The organism is Streptomyces sp. NPDC090045 (genome assembly GCF_044747975.1).
GTDB lineage: Bacteria > Actinomycetota > Actinomycetes > Streptomycetales > Streptomycetaceae > Streptomyces.
This window is the reverse complement of sequence record NZ_JBIVFA010000004.1, coordinates 624,188-642,036: the sequence shown is the minus strand read 5'-3', so window position 1 is coordinate 642,036 and position 17,849 is coordinate 624,188. Positions and strand designations below refer to the sequence as shown.

The 17,849-nt window shown below is 69.4% G+C and carries 15 protein-coding genes; 7 read left to right on the top strand and 8 right to left on the bottom strand.

The window, feature by feature from the left end; translation table 11 throughout:
* The first annotated feature begins 1,418 nt into the window (after positions 1–1,418).
* A complete protein-coding gene (locus ACIPYQ_RS15180) occupies positions 1,419–2,150 on the top strand; it encodes a hypothetical protein (protein WP_401250734.1) in 732 nt (243 codons plus the stop codon).
* A 97-nt stretch (positions 2,151–2,247) separates the two neighbouring features.
* On the opposite strand, the gene ACIPYQ_RS15175 is transcribed toward ACIPYQ_RS15180, so the two are convergent.
* Entirely contained in the window at positions 2,248–2,850 is a 603-nt protein-coding gene (locus ACIPYQ_RS15175; RefSeq protein ID WP_401250731.1) for a barstar family protein, read from the bottom strand.
* A 379-nt stretch (positions 2,851–3,229) separates the two neighbouring features.
* Here ACIPYQ_RS15175 and ACIPYQ_RS15170 point away from each other — a divergent pair, with 379 nt between their 5' ends.
* Positions 3,230–3,622 (top strand): hypothetical protein, encoded by a 393-nt coding sequence (locus ACIPYQ_RS15170; protein WP_401250729.1) that lies wholly within the window; start codon positions 3,230–3,232, stop codon positions 3,620–3,622.
* Positions 3,623–4,023: 401 nt separating this feature from the next.
* On the opposite strand, the gene ACIPYQ_RS15165 is transcribed toward ACIPYQ_RS15170, so the two are convergent.
* The 3 genes from ACIPYQ_RS15165 to ACIPYQ_RS15155 form a co-directional block, all read right to left on the bottom strand.
* Positions 4,024–5,823, bottom strand: a complete 1,800-nt coding sequence (locus ACIPYQ_RS15165; RefSeq protein ID WP_401250726.1) for a WG repeat-containing protein — start codon at positions 5,821–5,823, stop codon at positions 4,024–4,026.
* An 841-nt stretch (positions 5,824–6,664) separates the two neighbouring features.
* Positions 6,665–6,955: a hypothetical protein gene (locus ACIPYQ_RS15160; RefSeq protein WP_401250723.1), complete on the bottom strand. Its 291-nt coding sequence runs from the start codon at positions 6,953–6,955 to the stop codon at positions 6,665–6,667.
* A 130-nt stretch (positions 6,956–7,085) separates the two neighbouring features.
* Entirely contained in the window at positions 7,086–7,382 is a 297-nt protein-coding gene (locus ACIPYQ_RS15155; RefSeq protein ID WP_401250720.1) for a hypothetical protein, read from the bottom strand.
* A 398-nt stretch (positions 7,383–7,780) separates the two neighbouring features.
* On the opposite strand from ACIPYQ_RS15155, the gene ACIPYQ_RS15150 reads away from it, so the two are divergent.
* The 4 genes from ACIPYQ_RS15150 to ACIPYQ_RS15135 all read left to right on the top strand — a co-directional run bounded on the left by ACIPYQ_RS15150 (position 7,781) and on the right by ACIPYQ_RS15135 (position 12,907).
* Positions 7,781–8,818: a lysostaphin resistance A-like protein gene (locus tag ACIPYQ_RS15150; RefSeq protein ID WP_401250717.1), complete on the top strand. Its 1,038-nt coding sequence runs from the start codon at positions 7,781–7,783 to the stop codon at positions 8,816–8,818.
* Positions 8,819–9,129: 311 nt separating this feature from the next.
* The gene (locus ACIPYQ_RS15145; RefSeq protein WP_401250714.1) at positions 9,130–9,408 is read left to right on the top strand and encodes a hypothetical protein; all 279 of its coding nucleotides are present in this window, start codon (positions 9,130–9,132) and stop codon (positions 9,406–9,408) included.
* Positions 9,409–10,710: 1,302 nt separating this feature from the next.
* A complete protein-coding gene (locus tag ACIPYQ_RS15140) occupies positions 10,711–10,863 on the top strand; it encodes a hypothetical protein (protein WP_401250711.1) in 153 nt (50 codons plus the stop codon).
* Positions 10,864–11,827: 964 nt separating this feature from the next.
* Positions 11,828–12,907, top strand: coding sequence for a hypothetical protein (locus ACIPYQ_RS15135; protein WP_401250708.1), 1,080 nt, complete (start codon positions 11,828–11,830; stop codon positions 12,905–12,907).
* A 532-nt stretch (positions 12,908–13,439) separates the two neighbouring features.
* Here the strand turns inward: ACIPYQ_RS15135 and ACIPYQ_RS15130 are convergent.
* Complete coding sequence (locus ACIPYQ_RS15130; RefSeq protein WP_401250705.1) at positions 13,440–13,745, bottom strand: hypothetical protein; 306 nt, start codon at positions 13,743–13,745, stop codon at positions 13,440–13,442.
* A gap of 403 nt (positions 13,746–14,148) precedes the next feature.
* Positions 14,149–14,694, bottom strand: a complete 546-nt coding sequence (locus ACIPYQ_RS15125; RefSeq protein WP_401250702.1) for a hypothetical protein — start codon at positions 14,692–14,694, stop codon at positions 14,149–14,151.
* Between the two features lie 385 nt (positions 14,695–15,079).
* Here ACIPYQ_RS15125 and ACIPYQ_RS15120 point away from each other — a divergent pair, with 385 nt between their 5' ends.
* On the top strand, positions 15,080–15,967 hold the full coding sequence (locus tag ACIPYQ_RS15120; RefSeq protein WP_401250699.1) for an SDR family oxidoreductase: 888 nt from the start codon (positions 15,080–15,082) through the stop codon (positions 15,965–15,967).
* Between the two features lie 250 nt (positions 15,968–16,217).
* Here ACIPYQ_RS15120 and ACIPYQ_RS15115 read toward each other — a convergent pair whose 3' ends face one another.
* A complete protein-coding gene (locus ACIPYQ_RS15115) occupies positions 16,218–16,844 on the bottom strand; it encodes a transposase (protein WP_401250696.1) in 627 nt (208 codons plus the stop codon).
* A 17-nt stretch (positions 16,845–16,861) separates the two neighbouring features.
* Positions 16,862–17,809: an ISL3 family transposase gene (locus ACIPYQ_RS15110; protein WP_401250693.1), complete on the bottom strand. Its 948-nt coding sequence runs from the start codon at positions 17,807–17,809 to the stop codon at positions 16,862–16,864.
* Positions 17,810–17,849: the final 40 nt, after the last annotated feature.

Sequence of the window (17,849 nt, the reverse complement as noted above, 5' to 3'; positions counted from 1 at the left end):
CGCGGCCGCCCTTCAGCGCTGGCCGGGGTGGTCACGGTGACGAGCCCGCGGTCCGTCGCCATGACCGTGCCCGTGGTGCTGTCGGGGGCAACGTCGGCGGTACCGGTGCCGTTCTGCACTGTGGCCACGATCTGGTCCGCCGCGGCGCTGCACATCACAACGTCAGGGGAGGGCGGGCACGCCGCCTGCCCTTCAGGGCGTGTACCCCTACTGCAAGCGCGGCAGCACAGATGCCAGCAGCCAGCCAGGAGGCCGTGCGCCTGACCATGTCGGCCGGCGTCGGGGCAGGGTCGTGGCAGTCAGGGGCTGCGGGTTCCACCCGCAGTCGGGCCCAGACCTTTGACGGCATCCCCTTCTCTCGCCAGACCACGGTGTAGAGACCCGGCTTCGCGTCGCACCTGATACGGACCACCGTGGAGACCCTCTTCGCTCCGTACATGACCACTGGTCGCGTGAACACCGACGAGGTCAGCGTGACGCCTCCGTCGCTGCCCATCCCCAGGCCATCGGTGGCCGCCATCTCCCCGCCGGCCCGCACCGACCGCACGTCCCATGGACTCGCGGGCCACTCCACATCCGCAGGCCATCGCTCCTCCTGGGGCTCAGGCGGCAGCCCGGAGACCCGCCTCGCGCACGCCGCACGCTCCGTCCCCTCAGCCGGAGCCACCCGGACGCTCCCCCAGAGGCGCGTGACCTCGGAGGGGTTGCGGTCCCCACCTGATCCGATGCGCACCTCGTAGGAACCAGGTGCAGCGGTGCATGAGATCGTCATGACCGCGGTGACGTGCGGATCGTTCATCCTCATCCGGCCATCGGCAGTGAACGCTTCGGAGAAGACCCTGTCACCATTGCCGACGGCGTCCTGCAGGCCCACTGAGACGCTGACCTGCTCGCCAGGTCGAACCGACTGGTCAGCACCGCTTTGAAGCGGCGATGGCACATCCGTAGGCGGAGCGGCCTGTACGCCCTCCGCTCCGAGTGCCATGTACAGCGGAATCGTCAGGGCTGCGGCGCCGATCCATGCCCGTAATCGCACTATTTATCGCCTGCCTGGGTTCGTTGACGATCTTTCACACCAGCGCCCACTCTGCCCTCTTCGTCGAACTGATGCACCAACACACTGCGATGCCAGGCGGAGTGAACAGCCGGCTCATGTCACCCACGGCACCGCTGCGGCGGATCGGGCTCCGGCCATTTCGCGACCGAGCTCCTACCGGCACCCCGCGAGTCGTGGTCATGGACCGGTGATGCCGGGCCCACCACCACCGGCACGGCCTCGTCGAAGGGCATCTCACCCTGCCGGGGCACAAGTTCGCCGAAGACACCTCACGAAGTCAGGCATCAAGCTGACGAGGCCTCCCAATGGGGACTTGCCGAGCAGGTTCGACTCGGAGCTCGTAGGACGGTTCAATGCCTGGGTGGTGAACTGGGCACAGATGTACGACTGGCATTCCGACGTGGACCGAGTCCCCGAGCTTCTGGATCGTTTGGAGTACGGGGACGAGGACGAAGATGAGGCATGGACGGAGCTGGGACACCGGTTGATCCTGGAGCGCGACCTTGTGTCACCCGCCGGCATCGCCGCCCTGCCCCGTCTGGTGCGTCTGGCGGTGGGGAGCACGAAGGCACGGCACCTGGCCGGAGAAATCATGGAGCGCGCGGCAGGACACCACGGCGGTGACGATCTCCTGGCTGACAGCATCGATGCGATCGCCGAGTTCGGCATCCTCCTGGACCGGCACCTGCAGTCCCGGCCGGCCGACTACTTGGTGACTTTCCGCGCCCTGCTCGCGGTCCAGGAGCAATACCACTGGGCCAACGTCCTGGGGGACTTCACGGACGACTTCTACGACCTGCCGTGCCCACACTGCGCGACGCAGGTGACGATTGCCATCGGCGACTACGGGCGCTACTCAGCGATCCGCGACTGGAACCTGGGCGACGTGGACCGACGCGACCTCCGGCCGGCGCCCGACGAGGAGCTTTCGGGTGTCGGCCGGTGGATGCACGAGGTGGCCGTCCGGGATGGGGAAGCCGGACTCGCCGAGGGAATCTCCCACCTTTTCGGCAAGGCAGAGTGTCCGAGATGCGCCAGCGTCTTCACCGTCGCGGATGAGTACGAGGCCGCCAACTGCCCGGTCCTGCGGTAGTCGCGCGTACATGCCCGTCCCGCTCCGGCCGGGCCGCGCTGGGCAACCGCCGGACCCGACGAGCAGGCCCGCCACACGGGCACTTCACCGCATCCGCTCAGGCCGTCCGAGAGCCGTGTCCGGCCGGCGGCCAGACTGGGTCACCACCCCACGTGTCCTCAGCGGTCAGGGTGAGGACCAGCCGCCCGTCCACCACGGCTGCGGCCACGTCCTCGTCGTCGACGGCGGCCTCGGCGAAATCAGCGGGTGCGACGCGGTCGAGCAGGAAGACGAAGTGGAGGGCGAAGGGTGAGCCGTAGGAGTGGGGCTCACCGTCGGCGTCGACCATGAAGTTGGCCCGCCAGGCGCCCGCGCACAGGGTCCAGACGAGATCACCGAGGACTTCCGCGTCCAGCAGCGGGTCCGCGCCGTCGATCAGCACCGCGACGTCCTGCTTGCCGTGCCCGGGCCCGTGCCAGTCGCCGAGGCAGTCCACCATGGCGTCCCAGTTGTGCCCGAAGTAGCCGGGAAACCCCAGTTCACGGGCGAACGCCCGGTACAGACAGCCCTTCTCGTGCAGCTCCTCGCCGTCCAGGCGCAGAACGATCCCGCCCTGGGCCCGCAGCTCGGCCTCGGCCGCGGCCACCCAGGGGTCGGCGGAGGAGGTGAAGGTGACCCAGGGCGACCGGCGCTCGGTGAGGGTGGGAAGGAAGCTGCTCATGGGGCATGCTCGCACCCCGCCCGCCCGGGGCGCCCCCGAATTGCGGCTGCAGCCTGAGCGGTTACGGCGACGTCGGATGCTGATCCTTCCCCTGTCCGCTCTCACGACCAGCGCGGACGGTGTGGGAACGGCAGTACACTTCACCGCATCCGCTTCGCCGGGCGGCCAGCGGCGAGGCGGGGACCCGCTGCCAGCACGCCGTGCCACTGACGGACTCCGCCGTCGATGCGGGTGGGTCTGCCCGGCGGTACTGTCCCCAACGGGTTGGCACCCCGCCCGCACCGCACCGCCGCCAGCACACACGGCCACGCCCCTGCCGTCCACCACCCGCAACGTGATCAGCACCAGACCAGAAGCAGAGCTGCGTCGCTGTACCGGCATGATCCGTACACAGCAGATCGCCGGTGAGATGGCCACCCTGGACCTGGTGCCGGACCGCCTCACCCACGACGCCTCCTCCCTCGCCTCCTTCATGGTCGACAGCGCCGTCCGCCCGACCACCGCGGCCTACACGCGCCAGCAACTCCGCCGGCTGCTCCACGACGCCGTCCTCGGGCCCGCCGGACGGGCCTGGCTCCAGCACGTCGCCATGCACGGACCCGTAGCGGACACGGTTTTGGCCCTCGCCGACACCGGAAGCGACCCCCGCACCACCTCGACGACACCCAGCGGATCGCCACCTACGCCCATCAGCCCCGTCGCCCGCATCATCGATGTCTACGGACCAGCCCAAGCGGCCGAATGCCTCACCCCAATCCGGAACACCGCCTGACTCCCCCAGGTCACCCGTAGATCCGGTAGATCCAGGTAGGTACTCACCGCGGCTTCGTGAGGACCAAGAGGGCGTCGGCCTGGCGAGCTCCCGTCGGCACTCGAGCGCTCCGGTAGCGCCTGCTGCCTGGGCACGGTGGCGTCAGATGCCGCTGGTCCGCACCTCGGGCCCGCCCCCCTCCCACCGGATCGGCCCGTCCTCGGACAGCTCCACGTCCTCCAGGCAGGCTCTGCGCAGAAACCGGAAGCTGCCGCTTGGGGGTGGAGTGCTTCCGGAGCGGGCCCCGCCGCATGCTGCCGGTGAGCAGGAATCATGCGCGGATTCCCACATACCAGCGAGTCCACCAGGAGGACATCTCCAAGGCGGAGTACGCCGCACACCGCGCCGGTACGGCCGGTGGGCTACGGCTGCGCGTCCTCGTCGGACGGCGCGACGGCGGCGAGCCAGAGCTGGATCTCCATGTCCCCGTCGCCGACCAGGAGGTAGGACTGCAGAACGAGCTGCCGCGCGCCGACCTGCCACACCGTGGACGACTCGCCGTCGCCGGAGCGCAGGCACAGCTCGGCTCCCGGGAGCGGGTCGCCGAAACGGGCGGTGAGTCGGCCGATCACGTCGGCCTCTATCTCCCCGAACCGGTCGTTCGTCCAATCCTGGAGGAAGGAGAAGTCGTGCTGGTGCTCGGCGTAGAGGAAGGTCTGCGCGACCACGCTCATGGCGCCGAACGAGGTGCCGTCCGCGTCCGGGTCGTCCTCGGGCTCGGGTTCGGCGGGCTCGTATGGGTCCTCCCTGTCGTCGAAGATCAGCGAGCAGGGCTCGAAGGGGCGGGGCTCGGCGGCGAGAAGCTCGCCCGCAAGGTCGGCGACGTCCCGCTCCGGGGCTCCGGCGTAGACCAGGTAGGAGTGCGCCTCCCGGCAGTGTTCGGGCTCGACGCGCGCGAACGCGCCCTCGGTCGCGGTGGTCTCCCACAGGATCGTCCCGGCCCGGTCCACGAGGCGCAGGGCGGCACCGTCCGCGGTTGCCTCGACCCGGCAGACGTCCAGGCCGTCACGGTCCACGTGGGCCACACCGCCGTCGCGGGTGACGAACGCGGCGAGTCCGGTCCCGAAGCCGAACCCGAGGACCCAGCCCCCGTCGTTGGTGAGCGGTTCCAGGTGGTGGACGGGGATGAACCGGCCGTCGGAGCGCAGGACGCCCCACGCCCGCCCGGAGGGGCGGTCGGCAGCGGCGGCACGGGCCTCCTCGGGGTCGTCCTCGTCCAGGGGTTCGAGGTAGTGGGCCACCGCGGCCCCGGCGTCGTCGAAGTCCTCCGCCCACTCGTACTCCTGCTCGATCACCTCCTCCCCTGTGGCGTCGAGGTTGCCGTGCGCGTAGCCGTTGTCGAAGCGGACCAGCCCGCACCGGAAGTCCTCGGACAGCCGGTTCCTCGCCTTGATGACCACCTCGCCACGGGCGTTGAGGAAGCCCCGGAAGTGGTCGCCGACGGTGCCGCCGAGGACGTACGCGAGGCCGTTCGCGTCGAAGGAGTTGAGCATCGGGAAGGACGGCTCGACGACCCACTCCCCCGTCTCGTCGATCAGGCCCCACAGGTCGCCCACCCGGACGGGCGCCGCGCCGTCGGGGCCGAAGGGCCTCGCCCCGTCGAACCGCGGCTCGATGACCGTACGGTCCGCGCGATCGATGTAGCCACAGCGCCCGCTGTCGGCCACCCTCACGGCGGCGAGCCCGTTCGGCGCGAACCACCCCGCCGCGGCGTACTGCGGGCGTATCACGAAGCGGCCCGTGGCGTCGATGTAGCCCATCCCGTCCTCGGTGCGGGCGGCGGCCAGGCCGTGGCGGAATACATGGGCCTCCGTCAGGGTCGCCGGTATGACGGGTGTGCCGCCCGTCCCGGCATATCCCCAGCGGCCGTCCTCCGCCTGGAACCGGGAGAGCCCGTTGTCCTCGAACGCCTCGGTGTAGGGCAGCGACGGTTCGGCCAGCCACGCACCGCGGTGGTCGAGGTAGCCGCACCGGCCCTCCTGGTCGGCGGCGGGGGCGACGAACTCGCCCCGGCCGTCCGGGTGGAACACCCCGACCGCGCTCAGCTCCGGCGCCCGCACCAGCCGCCCGTCGGCGCCGACGAGGGCGTACCGCGCCCCGGAGCCGGCCGGCCCCGCGCAGGGGACGACGTAGGGCGGCCGGGCGGTGGTGCTGGACGGCATGGTGCGGCTCCTCGCGCGGGGGCCGAGGCAACGTCACCGGCTGCGCGGCCCGGGATGATCAGGAGTGGCTCATGCTAGATCGCCCGTCCGACAGCGCGTCCCGCGCAGGTGCCGGGGCGGGCAGCGCGCTGACGTCGGTGTGGCCCGTGGCCCTGCCGGAGCAGGTCCGGGTGAGCGGGGGCGCTCGCTGAACGGCCGCTGGCCTGGGTCGAGTCCCAAGGCCTGCGTCTCTCCACGAGGGTGCCACCTGCCCGCATGAGGCGCAGGCCTCCCGATCCCGATCGGAACCGATCGATCACGCGTGCCGGGCCGAGGAGGGCCAGGGGCGGCGTCCTGGCGCGGCCAAGTGCTTGACGGTCAGTCCAGACCTGCACGCGGACAGGGCGGCAAGAGTGTCGGCGTCTTCGTCGTAACCCAGCCGGACAGGCGGTCTTCGTCGTCGGCGTCGTCGGCGAGGAGCAGGCGCGGGTCCTCCAGCCGGAACCGGCGTGTACCGCCGCCTGCTCCGGCGACGGCCAGGGCGGCGGACGGTGCCTCCGCGGGTACGGCGACCTTGCCGTGAGCCAGTCACTGTCAGTGGCGATCACCAGGTCGCCGAGCTGCGCCACTGACACTTGGATGACCATGTCCGGATGACACTCCCCCGCAGACCGTCAAGGCCCCCGTGCAGCGCCAGGACTGTCACTCACCCGTCCCGCGTGCGCCCCAGCGGGCCGCACAGCGGATCAGAGCACGGCAACGCTGCTACTCCTCGCAAGCGATCTGCTATCTGATGTGCCAGCACGGTGCCGGGCGCCGGCCCGCGATCCCGTTGGTGGCAGCGTCAGCCTGGTTTGGGACGCTACAGTCCGAGGATCAGCCCCATCGCGGCCAGGCAGCCGAGGTGGGCGACGGTGAGCATGAGCCATTCGAGGATTCCCATACGCCAGTGATTGCGTGCCAGCACCCGCCACTGGTGGATCATGAATCCGACGGTGGCGGCGATCAGCGGGGCCCAGAGCAGAGTCCACCAGGACCAGACGCCGCCGAAGCGGAGTACGGCGCACGCTGCGCCGGTGAGCACCACCATCAGGGACCAGGCCGGCGTCTCCCGTGTGTCGTCGGAGTGCTCGGCGGCGAGCGGGTTGTTCACGGCTGACTACCTCTCGTGCTGGGGACTGGCGGGGATGGCGGAGGGCGCGCTGCACCGGTGGAGTGCGGCGCGCCAATGGGGTGCGGCGCGCCAATGGGGTGCGGCGCGCCTTCAGTCATTTCTCAACTGCTCAGTGGAACAGCTCCCTGAGGGTGCAGATGTCCATGCCGAGGCCCGCGGCCTGCAGCGGGGCCTTCCACTTCCAGTCGAGTGCCTCATACCACTTCAGGAAGTCGTCGTAGCTACCGCGCGCGGCTTTGGCCAAGCCGGGGATCTTCTGGGCACTCTTCTTGATCACGTCCCACCTGCTGGCGGTGGCAGCCTCACCGTTCGCGACGGCCTGGAGCTCGGTGCGCTCGGCCGCATTGAGCTCGATCGGCGTGTTCAGCAGTGCCCGCGCGATATCCCGGACCTGCTGCTCCTGCACCTCCGGCGCGGTGGCCGTGGCCGCCGGAGCAGGGGTGGTGTGCGCGACGCCGCCCCTGAGTCCGAACGCCAGGGCACAGGGGGTGGAGTCCAGGTATCTGGTTGCCGGGTCGGCGGCTTGGACACTTTCGGCCCGCAACCGCGCCTGGCTTCGCCCCCCTTGTGCGGATTCAGGAACGCAGCCCAGTTGGGTGATTGCGCCTGCTGGGCGCGGCCTCCGGCGTGCCGCCTCGTCGCTCGGCTCTTCGAAGGATCGACTCCGTTTACGGCTATCCGCGTCTCACTTCGGCACTCCCGTCTGCCTGCGCCGCGTACCCCCAGCTGAGCACCGTCGTGGTCAGTGGCGACAATCAGCTGATGGGCTGCGGAACTCCTGGCGCCATGACGAATCCTGATGCCATGACGAACGACACAACGCCTCCCGGCTCAGCACCGGCATCCCCCGTGCAGGCCGGCCCCCTGGCCTTTCACCGGATGGCGCTGTCCACCGGGCAGCACGGCTGGTGGCGACCGCTGGCCGGGACGGCCGTGGTGCTCATGGGCACCGCCGTGATGATGGTTATGTTGGCCGCTGGCGCCGAGATCGCGGGAGAGCTCGCGAACCGCCCCCTCGACTCCGAAGGCACGGCAACCTGGGGCGACATCGGGGATACCGCACTGGGACTGCTGTCCGTAGCCTTCGCGATCCCCGCAGTGCTTCTCGCCGCCCACAGTGTGCAACACCGCCCGATGGGGACCGTTACATCGGTCGAGAGCCGGCTCCGCTGCCGCTGGCTGGCCATATGCCTCGCGTTGGCCTTGCCCTTGGTTCTGCTCATGGTCGCGGTTCAAGCGCTGATGCCGGCCCCGGCGGGCGAGAGCGGGGACCTCGCCTGGGCGGGCGCACCGGCGTTCCTCACGGGCCTTGCGACCGTGTGGCTCCTGGTGCCGTTCCAGGCCGCGGCCGAGGAGTATGCGTTCCGCGGCTGGCTGCTGCAGGCGGTCGGCGCCTGGTGCCGCTCGCCGTGGGTGGCGATCGCACCCCAGGCGCTGCTCTTCGCCGCGGCCCACGGCTGGGGCACCATGTGGGGCTTCACCGACCTCGTCGTCTTCGGCGTGGTGACCGGCTGGCTGACCATCCGTACCGGCGGGCTGGAAGCCGCCATCGCCCTGCACGTCCTCAACAACCTGGTGAGCATGAGCATCGCAGCCGGGTTCGCCGGCGCCTTCGCCTCGGACGACACCGCCGCCGACATGGACTGGGCCGCCGTGGCCATCGACGTCCCCATGGTGCTCCTGTACGCGACGGCCGTGCTGTGGGTCACCCGCCGCCGCGAACGCGCAAGCGGCACGGACATGCCCGGCGGGCCGAACACGTCACCGCCACCGCCCACCCCACAGACTGCCGCGGCCGCACACCCCACCGGAAGCTACGCGGACCCGGCCGCCGAAGCCTGACCAACGGACACGCAGCGCAACAGGACGCAGAACGGCGTCCCTCTGGTCGGCGGCTACGCGGTCGCGGACACTCCCCGCGGCACCGCTCAGGTGTTTGAAGATCTCCGTCGGCTCCCACTGCACTCGACGAGATGCGGCAGCCATAGGTGGGGAGGTATCGGCCATTCCTCTGGGGAGCCCTGACGGGGTGAAACGGGACTGACATCCTCGTTGTGCCCATGACATCACGTTCGTAGTGAAAGGGGACACCTGTGCAAATCCGAGGGCTCATCAGGTCCGCGACCGTGTTGGGTGTTGCGACGTTGATCGGAGTGGCCACCGTAACGTCCGCGTCAGCGGCGACCGTCGGCCGCGGAGCCAACAGGGCCGAGGCCTGGTCGGGAGGGGCACGCGCGTACGACGGGGAGCGCGACGGCAACGGCGTGTATGCCGAGGTGTACACGGCGGCCGGCGGGCACACCTACGTCTGGGACGGCAACGGCAGCAACGGCAACTGGGGGCCGTGGACCGACTTCCCCGGCACCCGCATCACGCAGTTCCGCGTCTGCGAGGATCACTCGGGCTGCTCCACCTGGGTCTACAACCCCTAACCTCCCCTTCCTGAACACGCGATACCTAGCCCTGACCCCTGACCCCTGACCCCTGCCGCCTCCCGGCGGCAGGGGCGTCGCCACATCCACACCCCGGAAGGATTGGCGCACCACGCGCAGAAGGCCACCTCCCCTGTCCGAGGGTGCCCAGGGCGGAGTCGGCTCCCACTCCTCGGATCCGCCGCCGCTCCACTCCACGAAGCCGCCGGTCGGTGATCTCGACATCCTCCGCGTCCTCCCGGCCCGCCCGCAGCGAGGAAGACTCGAATGTCGGCGAAACGATGGGCGAATCCCATGGCGACGCGGTGGTACCGCACCCGGCGCCAGCCCTTCGCGTCCAGCAGGTGGACGACCAGCTCGGCGGACATGAGCGGAGCCTCGGGCGGGACCGAGTCCCGCAGCATCTGCCCGCGCCCAAACGGATGGCGCCCGCCCGGGAACCGCGGGAACACAGGCACCTGAGGCGGGGTCCCTACCGAAGCGTCGTCCCGGCCGCAGCCAGCGACCTCGCACTGCCTGCCCACTCTCTGCCCCAGCCACGGCCGCCGTGCGCGGGGGTTCGCGCCGTCATCGTGCGCGCCCCGCGGTCTTGGGGCGGCGTCTGCTGCCGGTGGGCGGGGACCGCGGCTTCCGCCGGGGCCGGCTGCCCGGGGGCCACGGCCGCGGGGGCGTGGAGCGGAAGCAGGCCGCCGCCGGGGAGACCCAAAGCCGGGACGCAGGCGCGGGCGGCGCGTACAGCGGCGTCGCTGGGGAGTGAAGGATCGCGTCCACGAGGCGGCCCGCCAGCGTGGAAGCGAACCCTCCTTCCAGGGGGGGGCTGTGCCGAGGCGGGCCAGATGGGCAGCGAGGACATCGGGACCTCCGACTTGGCGGAGCTGCTGGATACGGGCCGCATGCCCGTATCCAGACCCGGTGGAAGTGCTTGCGGTCGCAGCGCATGCGTACGCGTACTCGTGCGCCCATGCCCGGCAGCGAACGAGGGTAGGCCTCGGAGCCGATGAGACGGAGGCGGGGATGGGACGGGCGAGGGGACCCGGCAGGCGCATGGGGGGGCATCGTGGCAGCACTCAGTGCGGCGGCTCTGACGAGCGGCTGCTCCGCGCTGCCCGACAACGCGGAGCTGCGCGCCATGGCCACTACCGCCGACGCGCAGCAGAAGCGGGATGCCGAAGAGATGAGGCTCCGCGCGCTGCTGCGCCGCTTCGACGGGATCGAGGGCTGCACCCGGGCTTCACGGCGGTCTCGGACGTGTGCACCGGGCCGAGTGACGGGGGCTTCAAGAAGGAGGCCACCGTCCACCTGATGTCCTGTTCGATGAGCGCCGAGGCCGCGTACGGGGTCGAGGGCGACATCACCGAGGTCCTGCGCCGCATCGGAGCCTCGGGCATCACCACCTGGACGGCGAACGTCAACGCCCCCGGCAGCGCCTCGAGCGGATCCTGGACTACGCGCTGATGTACCAGCAGCAGAAAGGTGTGTACCCCCAGGAGTCGGGCGGGCTCCTGATGCCGACTCCGAACCTGGCATCCGAGAGCGGGGACCTGTCCGTCGGCCGGAACCTTCCGCCTCTGCCCGACCACCCGCCGCGGTCGGGCCAGATCGCGGAGAATCCCTCATGCCGAGCCGACTTCATCCCGTACTCCCGCTGCGCCACCGACCCGGCCCCGCCACCGGCCGTCGCGGACCTCCGAGCCCGGTACGGAATGGTCCTCAGAGCGGCGACGGGTTCTGGCAGTGACAGGCCCTATCTCATCGATCTCCGCCCCGGGAACAAGACGGGTTGAGGGCGGTCCACGGAACATCCTTGTCTTTGTCCACGAGAGCGGGTTCCGGCAGGCCCCGGCTGTGCACCACCGCTGCACACGGGCCGACCGGCAGCGGCAACAGGCGGGAGCCGACCAACAGGCCTGCACCCACGGGGAAAGGTGCTGGATCGATTCGGTGAGCAGGCTGATGACGGCCTTGCCGTCGGTGCCGGTCTCACTGGGGATGCCCCGGTATCCGGGTTTGCCGCCGGTTCCGGCCGTCCAGTTGACGGGGAGTTCTCCGCCTCCGACCCCGCCGCGCCCAGGCCTGTTGAACGACCCGTTGTCGTCCTTGCCGCCGTCCTCGCCCGCGTGTGCCACTTCGGTTCCTCGCCTTCGGCCAGCCCGGGCAGGTTCCCGCGACTCCGCCCTTCTCGCCGTCGGTGAAGGAGTAGGGGCGCCAGCGGCCGCCGACGCCATCGGGAGCGGTGGCAAAGACAGCGGCCGGGAATCCGAAGCAGGGAGTCAGGAGGCCAGTGACGGATCAAGCACGACTACCACGAGCTGAAGATCGCTCCCGATAAGAACCAGATTCACCTGCAGATGACAGTCCGAGAGATTTGAAGGGTCCTGGCTTGATGACGCCGGACAGACCTCAGGCCTAGGGTGTGCCGGTGATCTTCAAGAGGAAGCGGAAGGCCTCGAGCCTGACCGCCACTGTGTCCGAACTGCAAGAGGCGGTCGCTGCTCGCGACGGCGAGCGCACCGAGCGTGCCTTCACCGCCATGATGAACGGTGTGCAGTCGGCGTCGGACCCTGAACGTGTCCTGGCAGGGCCCCAGCTGGCGGCCCTGCTCCCCGCCTTCCCGCCCACCGGTCCGCGACCGATGCTCGCGATGGCGGCCGGCTTCTGCGTCGAGCGTGGGGCCGATCCCGTGGCCTGTGCCGAACCGATCCTCGACAGCGTCCACCGGGACCTGCTCGACGCCCTCGAGTTCGCCCGCCGCTGGACCGCCACCGGCGCAGCCAAGGACGAACTGCCGGAGCCGGACGAGAAGATCATTGACGACGGTCTGCTGGCCCGCCTGGGCGGCGACGTGCACGAGGCTACGCGGCTGGCGCTGGCCTGGTGCGCGGTCGAAGAGTGGCAGCCGCCCGCGCTGGCCGTGCTGTGCCGCAGCGCCGAGGTGCGCCGTCGGCACGCATCCGCGGTCCTTCCCACCTGCCGCGACCTGGCGGCCCTGGAACGGCACGACCTCAAATGTCTGGCCTACGCGCTGGCGGTTCTGGACGACGAACCCCTCGTCGTGCTGCACAGGCCCACCGGGACCGGGTTCGAGATACGCATCGGCGGCATCGGGGACAACTTCCAGCTGCACACACTCCTCGCCCACGTCCTCGTCGGCGGCGGCTACGTCCCCGGCACGAGGCCTTCAGCAGAGAGCGTCCACCTGGCCACGGACCCCGAGCCGGCCCAGGGACGTACCCAGGCCATCGCGACCGGGGCCTTCGAACTGCTCGCTCCGGACGGCGAGCGGATCTGGAACGAGGGGCTGCCCGACGACATCCCCGTGGTGGAGGGACACCGCCTGCTCGTGCTCGACGAGCCGGCCTACCAGCGCAGCTGGAACGCCGACCGGTTCTTCCCACACCTACCGGGCACAGCCGAGCTGACTCGCGTCCTGACCGCAGACGAGACACAGACCTGGCTCGCCCGCACATCACCCGGCAACCCAATCCGCAGGCCTTCCTGACCCGACGGACCAGGCCGGTGGAGCCAGAAGCCGGAGCCCGGACCTGGCCTCACCACCACTCCCACCAGCCCGGCAGTGGTCGGACCCCAAGGCGGCCGGACGCAGATGTCAGGCCCCTGGGCCCGCCCCGGGCAGGCCGAGGAGAACGGCAGGGCGTGCCCGGGACGGCATGCACCCAGCCCTTCAACGACCGGGCACACCACCAATTCCGCACCCCGGCTGCCGCGGTGCGAACGTCGCAGTTCTATGCATCCGGCAACCCTGCGAACGCGGCCCCAAGGCGTAGACGCGCTCACGCTCGCACGCACAAGGGCGATGCAAAGGGCGATGCAGAGGGGTAAGGCAGTGCGCTGAGCCTCTTTCAGCAGCAGCCCAGGCGGGTGGGGAAGGGCCAAGGCGCACGTCCGGTCGTTCAGCGCGCCGTTCAGCGGTTGACGATGTGGCCGAGGCCATCGAGGTTCGTCCAGAAGACCGGCACCGGCTGTCAGCAGCGCCCCGGACACGAGCAGTCCGGGGCGCTACTGTTCGGTGTTCAGGCTTCGACGTAGGCCACGATCGTGATGGTCCGCACCGCGGTCACGTAGTAGATCACCCGGACCCCGTCGATCTCGTCCCCGTAGTCGCGCGTCAGGGTGCCTGGGACCTCGGTGCCGAGTTCCGGGTTGACGCTGGTGGCGACGATCGCGCGGTCCAGGCTGTGCGGCTCGTTCGCGGTCGGTTTGGTGAGCTGGATGAGTGCGGGCTCGACCCTGACGACGCGCGAGCGGCGCGCGTCCCCGGTGACCGGCTTACGGCGCGCGGTGCGGTCGAGCGGCAGGCCCCAGCGGGCTTCGAACACGCTGAGGAGAACTTAACGCCGGTCCAAGCGAGCCACCGCCCGGCTCCGGTGAGGTGCCCGGTGGGGCCTGCAGGCACTGGCCGGGAGATGCCGCAGCGGTCCGCCGACCTGGCCCAACGTCGACGCTCGTCACCGGAGTTGTCAGTCTTCTGGTGTAGCGCCTCTGGGAGCCTTGGGGGTAGGGATCACGAGTGGTGGCAACGCAGACCTGGAGATGGGTCCGGTCGCAGTGCAGAACATCCAGGAGGGTCTGCGTTCCGCGGTCGGGGAGTTGTGTGAGTTCGCGATGGGCACCTCGGCAGTGGCGGGCGCCAGCCTCTTCGTCATCACCAGTGGGCTGGGCCGTTTCTTTCAGATCACCGGATCGCTGCTCTGGGATGTAGCGCCCGCTCCACCCCGGGCTTCACTGCCGCCGACCAAGAAGGGCAGCCTGCTGCTTCTTGAGTCGCGCGAAGCGAGTGGTGGCGTACTCCTTCAGCTCGGGCCCCGGGAACTGGATCACGGACTTGTATTCGCCGAACTCACCAGATGCCCAGCGCGCCGCGGTGATCTCGTAGCCAGCGACATGGGCGCACAGTACGAGCAGGACAGGCGGCACCTCCTCCTCGATGAGGAGGTCGGCCTTCGTGACGACCACATCGCGCATCTTCTGGATGTTGGGCAGGAAGACGGTCGTGGCCCAGATGCGCCACTCGGCGAGCTCCTCCTCGGTGGGGGGAACGTCGTGGTCGAAGGGGTGGACCCCATCAGGGCGGGCATACCGCTCGCAAAACGCCTCATAGGCACGACTGTTGGCCTCCATGAGCGCGAAGAGCGGGCCGTAGAAGTCGCTCAACTGCTGGCTCACTCGGGCGAGCCGGGCCTGCCGCTGCGCGAGTCGCAGCCCATTGAAGTACGTCGCCAGGTATCCGACGAAGGCCAGACTGACAGTCGTGATCACGGTGCCCATGGCGAGGATAGTAGGCCCGCTTCCTTCAGACCATCTGATCGTTGGTCTGGTGGTGCCGTTGACTGACGTGCAGTGGGCGCGGATTGAGCCATTCCTCCCAGACCGGCCGCCAAAGCGGGGGGCCGGTGGCGGGACCACCGCGAGGTGATCGACGCGATCGCCTGGAAGTTCCAGACCGGATCGCAGTAAATTCACCTGCCCGAGAAGTACGGGCAACTGGCGCAGCGTCTACAACCGGCTTCGCATGTGGGCCGTCGATGGCACTTGGTGTTGAACGACGCTGAAGACGGTGGCGGCGAGAGGCCGCGCGACCGGCTCTGGATGTCCGGACTGCGGCCGCTTCTCGGATGCATCATGATGCGTCGACGTCTTATAGTGAGAAACTATGTCTCACTTAATGAAGCCCCCTTCCATTGTTGTCACCGGGGCCACTGGGACGATCGGCCAACCGGTCGTCGCAGGGCTGCTTGATGCCGGTCACACGGTGCGCGGAATCTCGCGACACCCGCAACGTGCCTCACTCCCGGATGGTGCGGACGTGGTCTTCGGCGACCTGGACGACCCGTCCACACTGAGGCACGCATTCGACGGTGCCGCGCAACTCGTCCTGATCGCGGTCCCTGAGACCGTTGAGGCGGTCGTCTCTCGCGCAAAACAGGCGGGCGTCGAGCACGTGGTTGTGGTCTCCTCCGCCGCCGTAACGGCCGGCTACGACACGACGTACAACGCCGTCGTCGAGCAGGCCGTCATGGACTCAGGACTGGATTGGAGCATCGTGCGTCCCGGTGAGTTCGCGACGAACTCACTCCTCATATGGGGACCAGCGATCAAGGCAAGTCGCCGAGCTGTGGAGCCCTTTCCTGATCAGATCGTGCATCCCGTCCATGAGGCCGACGTTGCCGACGTCGTCCTGGCCAACCTGCTCGACCCACACCGCCTCGGACGGATCGACACGATCATTGGACCGGAAAGTCTCACCAAACGCGAACAGGTTGCAGTGATCGCAGAAGCGATCGGAGAACAGATCACGCTCGATGAGGTCTCCGCCGAACAAGCCCGCGACTTCTACCGAGCCCAAGGGGGCTTCGCGGCCGCGAACGCAGACTTCCTGTTCGGGTTCGAAAGCTACGACGGCATCGAAGGCATCACAGATGAACCCGATAACACGAGGGCCCCGGAGGACGATGCCTACCTCACACTCGACCAGATAACGGGAACTCCAGCTCGCACCTTCCGCCACTGGGCGCACGGTCACGCCTCCGACTTCATTTGAGCAATGGCAGGGGCAAGCACTCTCAGAGGTCGCTTCCTCCCGATGTTTCATCCCGTAGTTTGCGTTTCATCCGGCTATACCGCGTCGCACCACGAGATGGTGGCTTCGCCGGTGAGGCGGCGGGCCATCAGGTCGGTCATAGCGGGGTGGATCATGGCTTCAGAGCGGGCGGGTTCAGGAGCGGTCAGCACCCCGGGACCGTTGCCAGTTCTTGGTTCTGGCACAGATCTTAGGGAGTCGTTGCGGGGTGTCACTGGAGCAGGATCATCTTACGGAGTAGTTCGAATCCGGCTCGACCGTAGAGCTGTCTCTTGATCTTCTTGATGCGGTTGACGGCGTCCTCGATGCTGCCGGAGCTCCAGTCGAGAGTGAGCCCGGCTGTCACGGCGTCGAGGTCTCGGAGCAGGTGGAGTGCGAAGCCGCTGAGGCCGGGTAGCTGGCTGGCGTCGACTGCGTCGATCCAGGCGGGGAGGGTGGAGCCGAGGCGATCGGTGAGTATCTCGTCGAAGTCGCGAACGTGTCCGGCGGCAGTGTCCAGTTCGGGGCAGCGGGCCAGGACCTCCTTCAGGCCAGCCCGGTCTTCGTCGGCCAGGGTCGCGGGGTGCCGGGTGAGCCAGCCGGTCACCTGCCGCACGGTCGGAGGCCGGGACGGTGCGTCGGCCGGAGCCCCGCGGAGGGTGGCGAGGTGGCTACGGACCATCTGGTAAGTAACGGGCGCGTTGTTGGCAACGAGATCGCTGTGGAGGTGGGTGACGCTGGTGCATCCCTCGGCGAATCGCCGCTCCAGGTAGGGCTTGTAGGGGTCCAGTCTGCTGGGCCGGGCCCGGTTCTCACGAATGGTGTCCTGCCAGCGTGCGGCGTTCGCGTATCGGAGCACGGTGTTGAGGCCCCAGCTCAGGTGCCGGGCGATCGCCCGGCTGAGGGACCTTGGGCAAGGAGCTCGTGGACCAGAGCGTGCGCGGCCTTCTTGCGCTCGGCCCGCCGGCCGACGGGCACCTGGTCGTCCTGCGGCCGGCCGGAAGCTGGTCGGGTGGTCTCCGGCAGCATGCCGCTGGGCGAAGGATTGCGCAGGCAGTCGCGGTGGGCGGCAACGCAGATCTCCACGGCCCGGCCGAGGCCCTGCCACAGATGGAACCGGTCAGCGATCTGCCGAGCGTCGGGGGCACCGCGCCGTGCGCCCTCGGCGTAGGCACCGGCCGGTTCCCGGCAGATGATCTCCACGCCGGGGTGGTGGGTCAGCCAGGCGGCCAGCGGCCCGGCTTCACATGTCGGGAGCACGTCGACCACGCGATTGTCTTCGACGCTGGTCAGGACGGTGGAGTAGGTCTGGCCGCGACGGATCGCGAAGTCGTCCACGCCCAGCACCCGCGGCGTGCTGACCCGCGGATCGGGCAGCGCCATGACCCTGCGCAACAAGGTCACCTGTCCCGCGCCGAAGCCCAGCTGGGCAGCCAGCCAAACGCCGGCCCGCCCGGCCAGCGCGAGCCCTACTCGCTCCAGGGCGTGGTTGAGCCGAGTGGTGAACCGTGCGTGCGGGGCGGCCAGCCGGGAGAACGGCTCGGCAAACGTCCGGCGCAGGCAGTCCGCCGCTCCACAGATGAAGCGCCGGGCCGTCAGCCGAATCACAAAGCCCTGTTGGGCGAGCGGCAGGTCCTTCAGCCTGCGCTGGTATCGATCGTGGATTCGGTCCGAGAAGCGGCCGCAGTCCGGACATGCAGCCCCGGTCGCGCGGCCTCTCGCCGCCACCTCGACCGTGCCGAACGCGGCCATAACCGCCTCGACATCCACTTCGCCGATCCCCTCGAACACCAGCGAGTCCCAGAACGGTGCATCGGTCAGCATGACCAGCACCATCACCGTCCACAACCGACCGCAGCAGCAG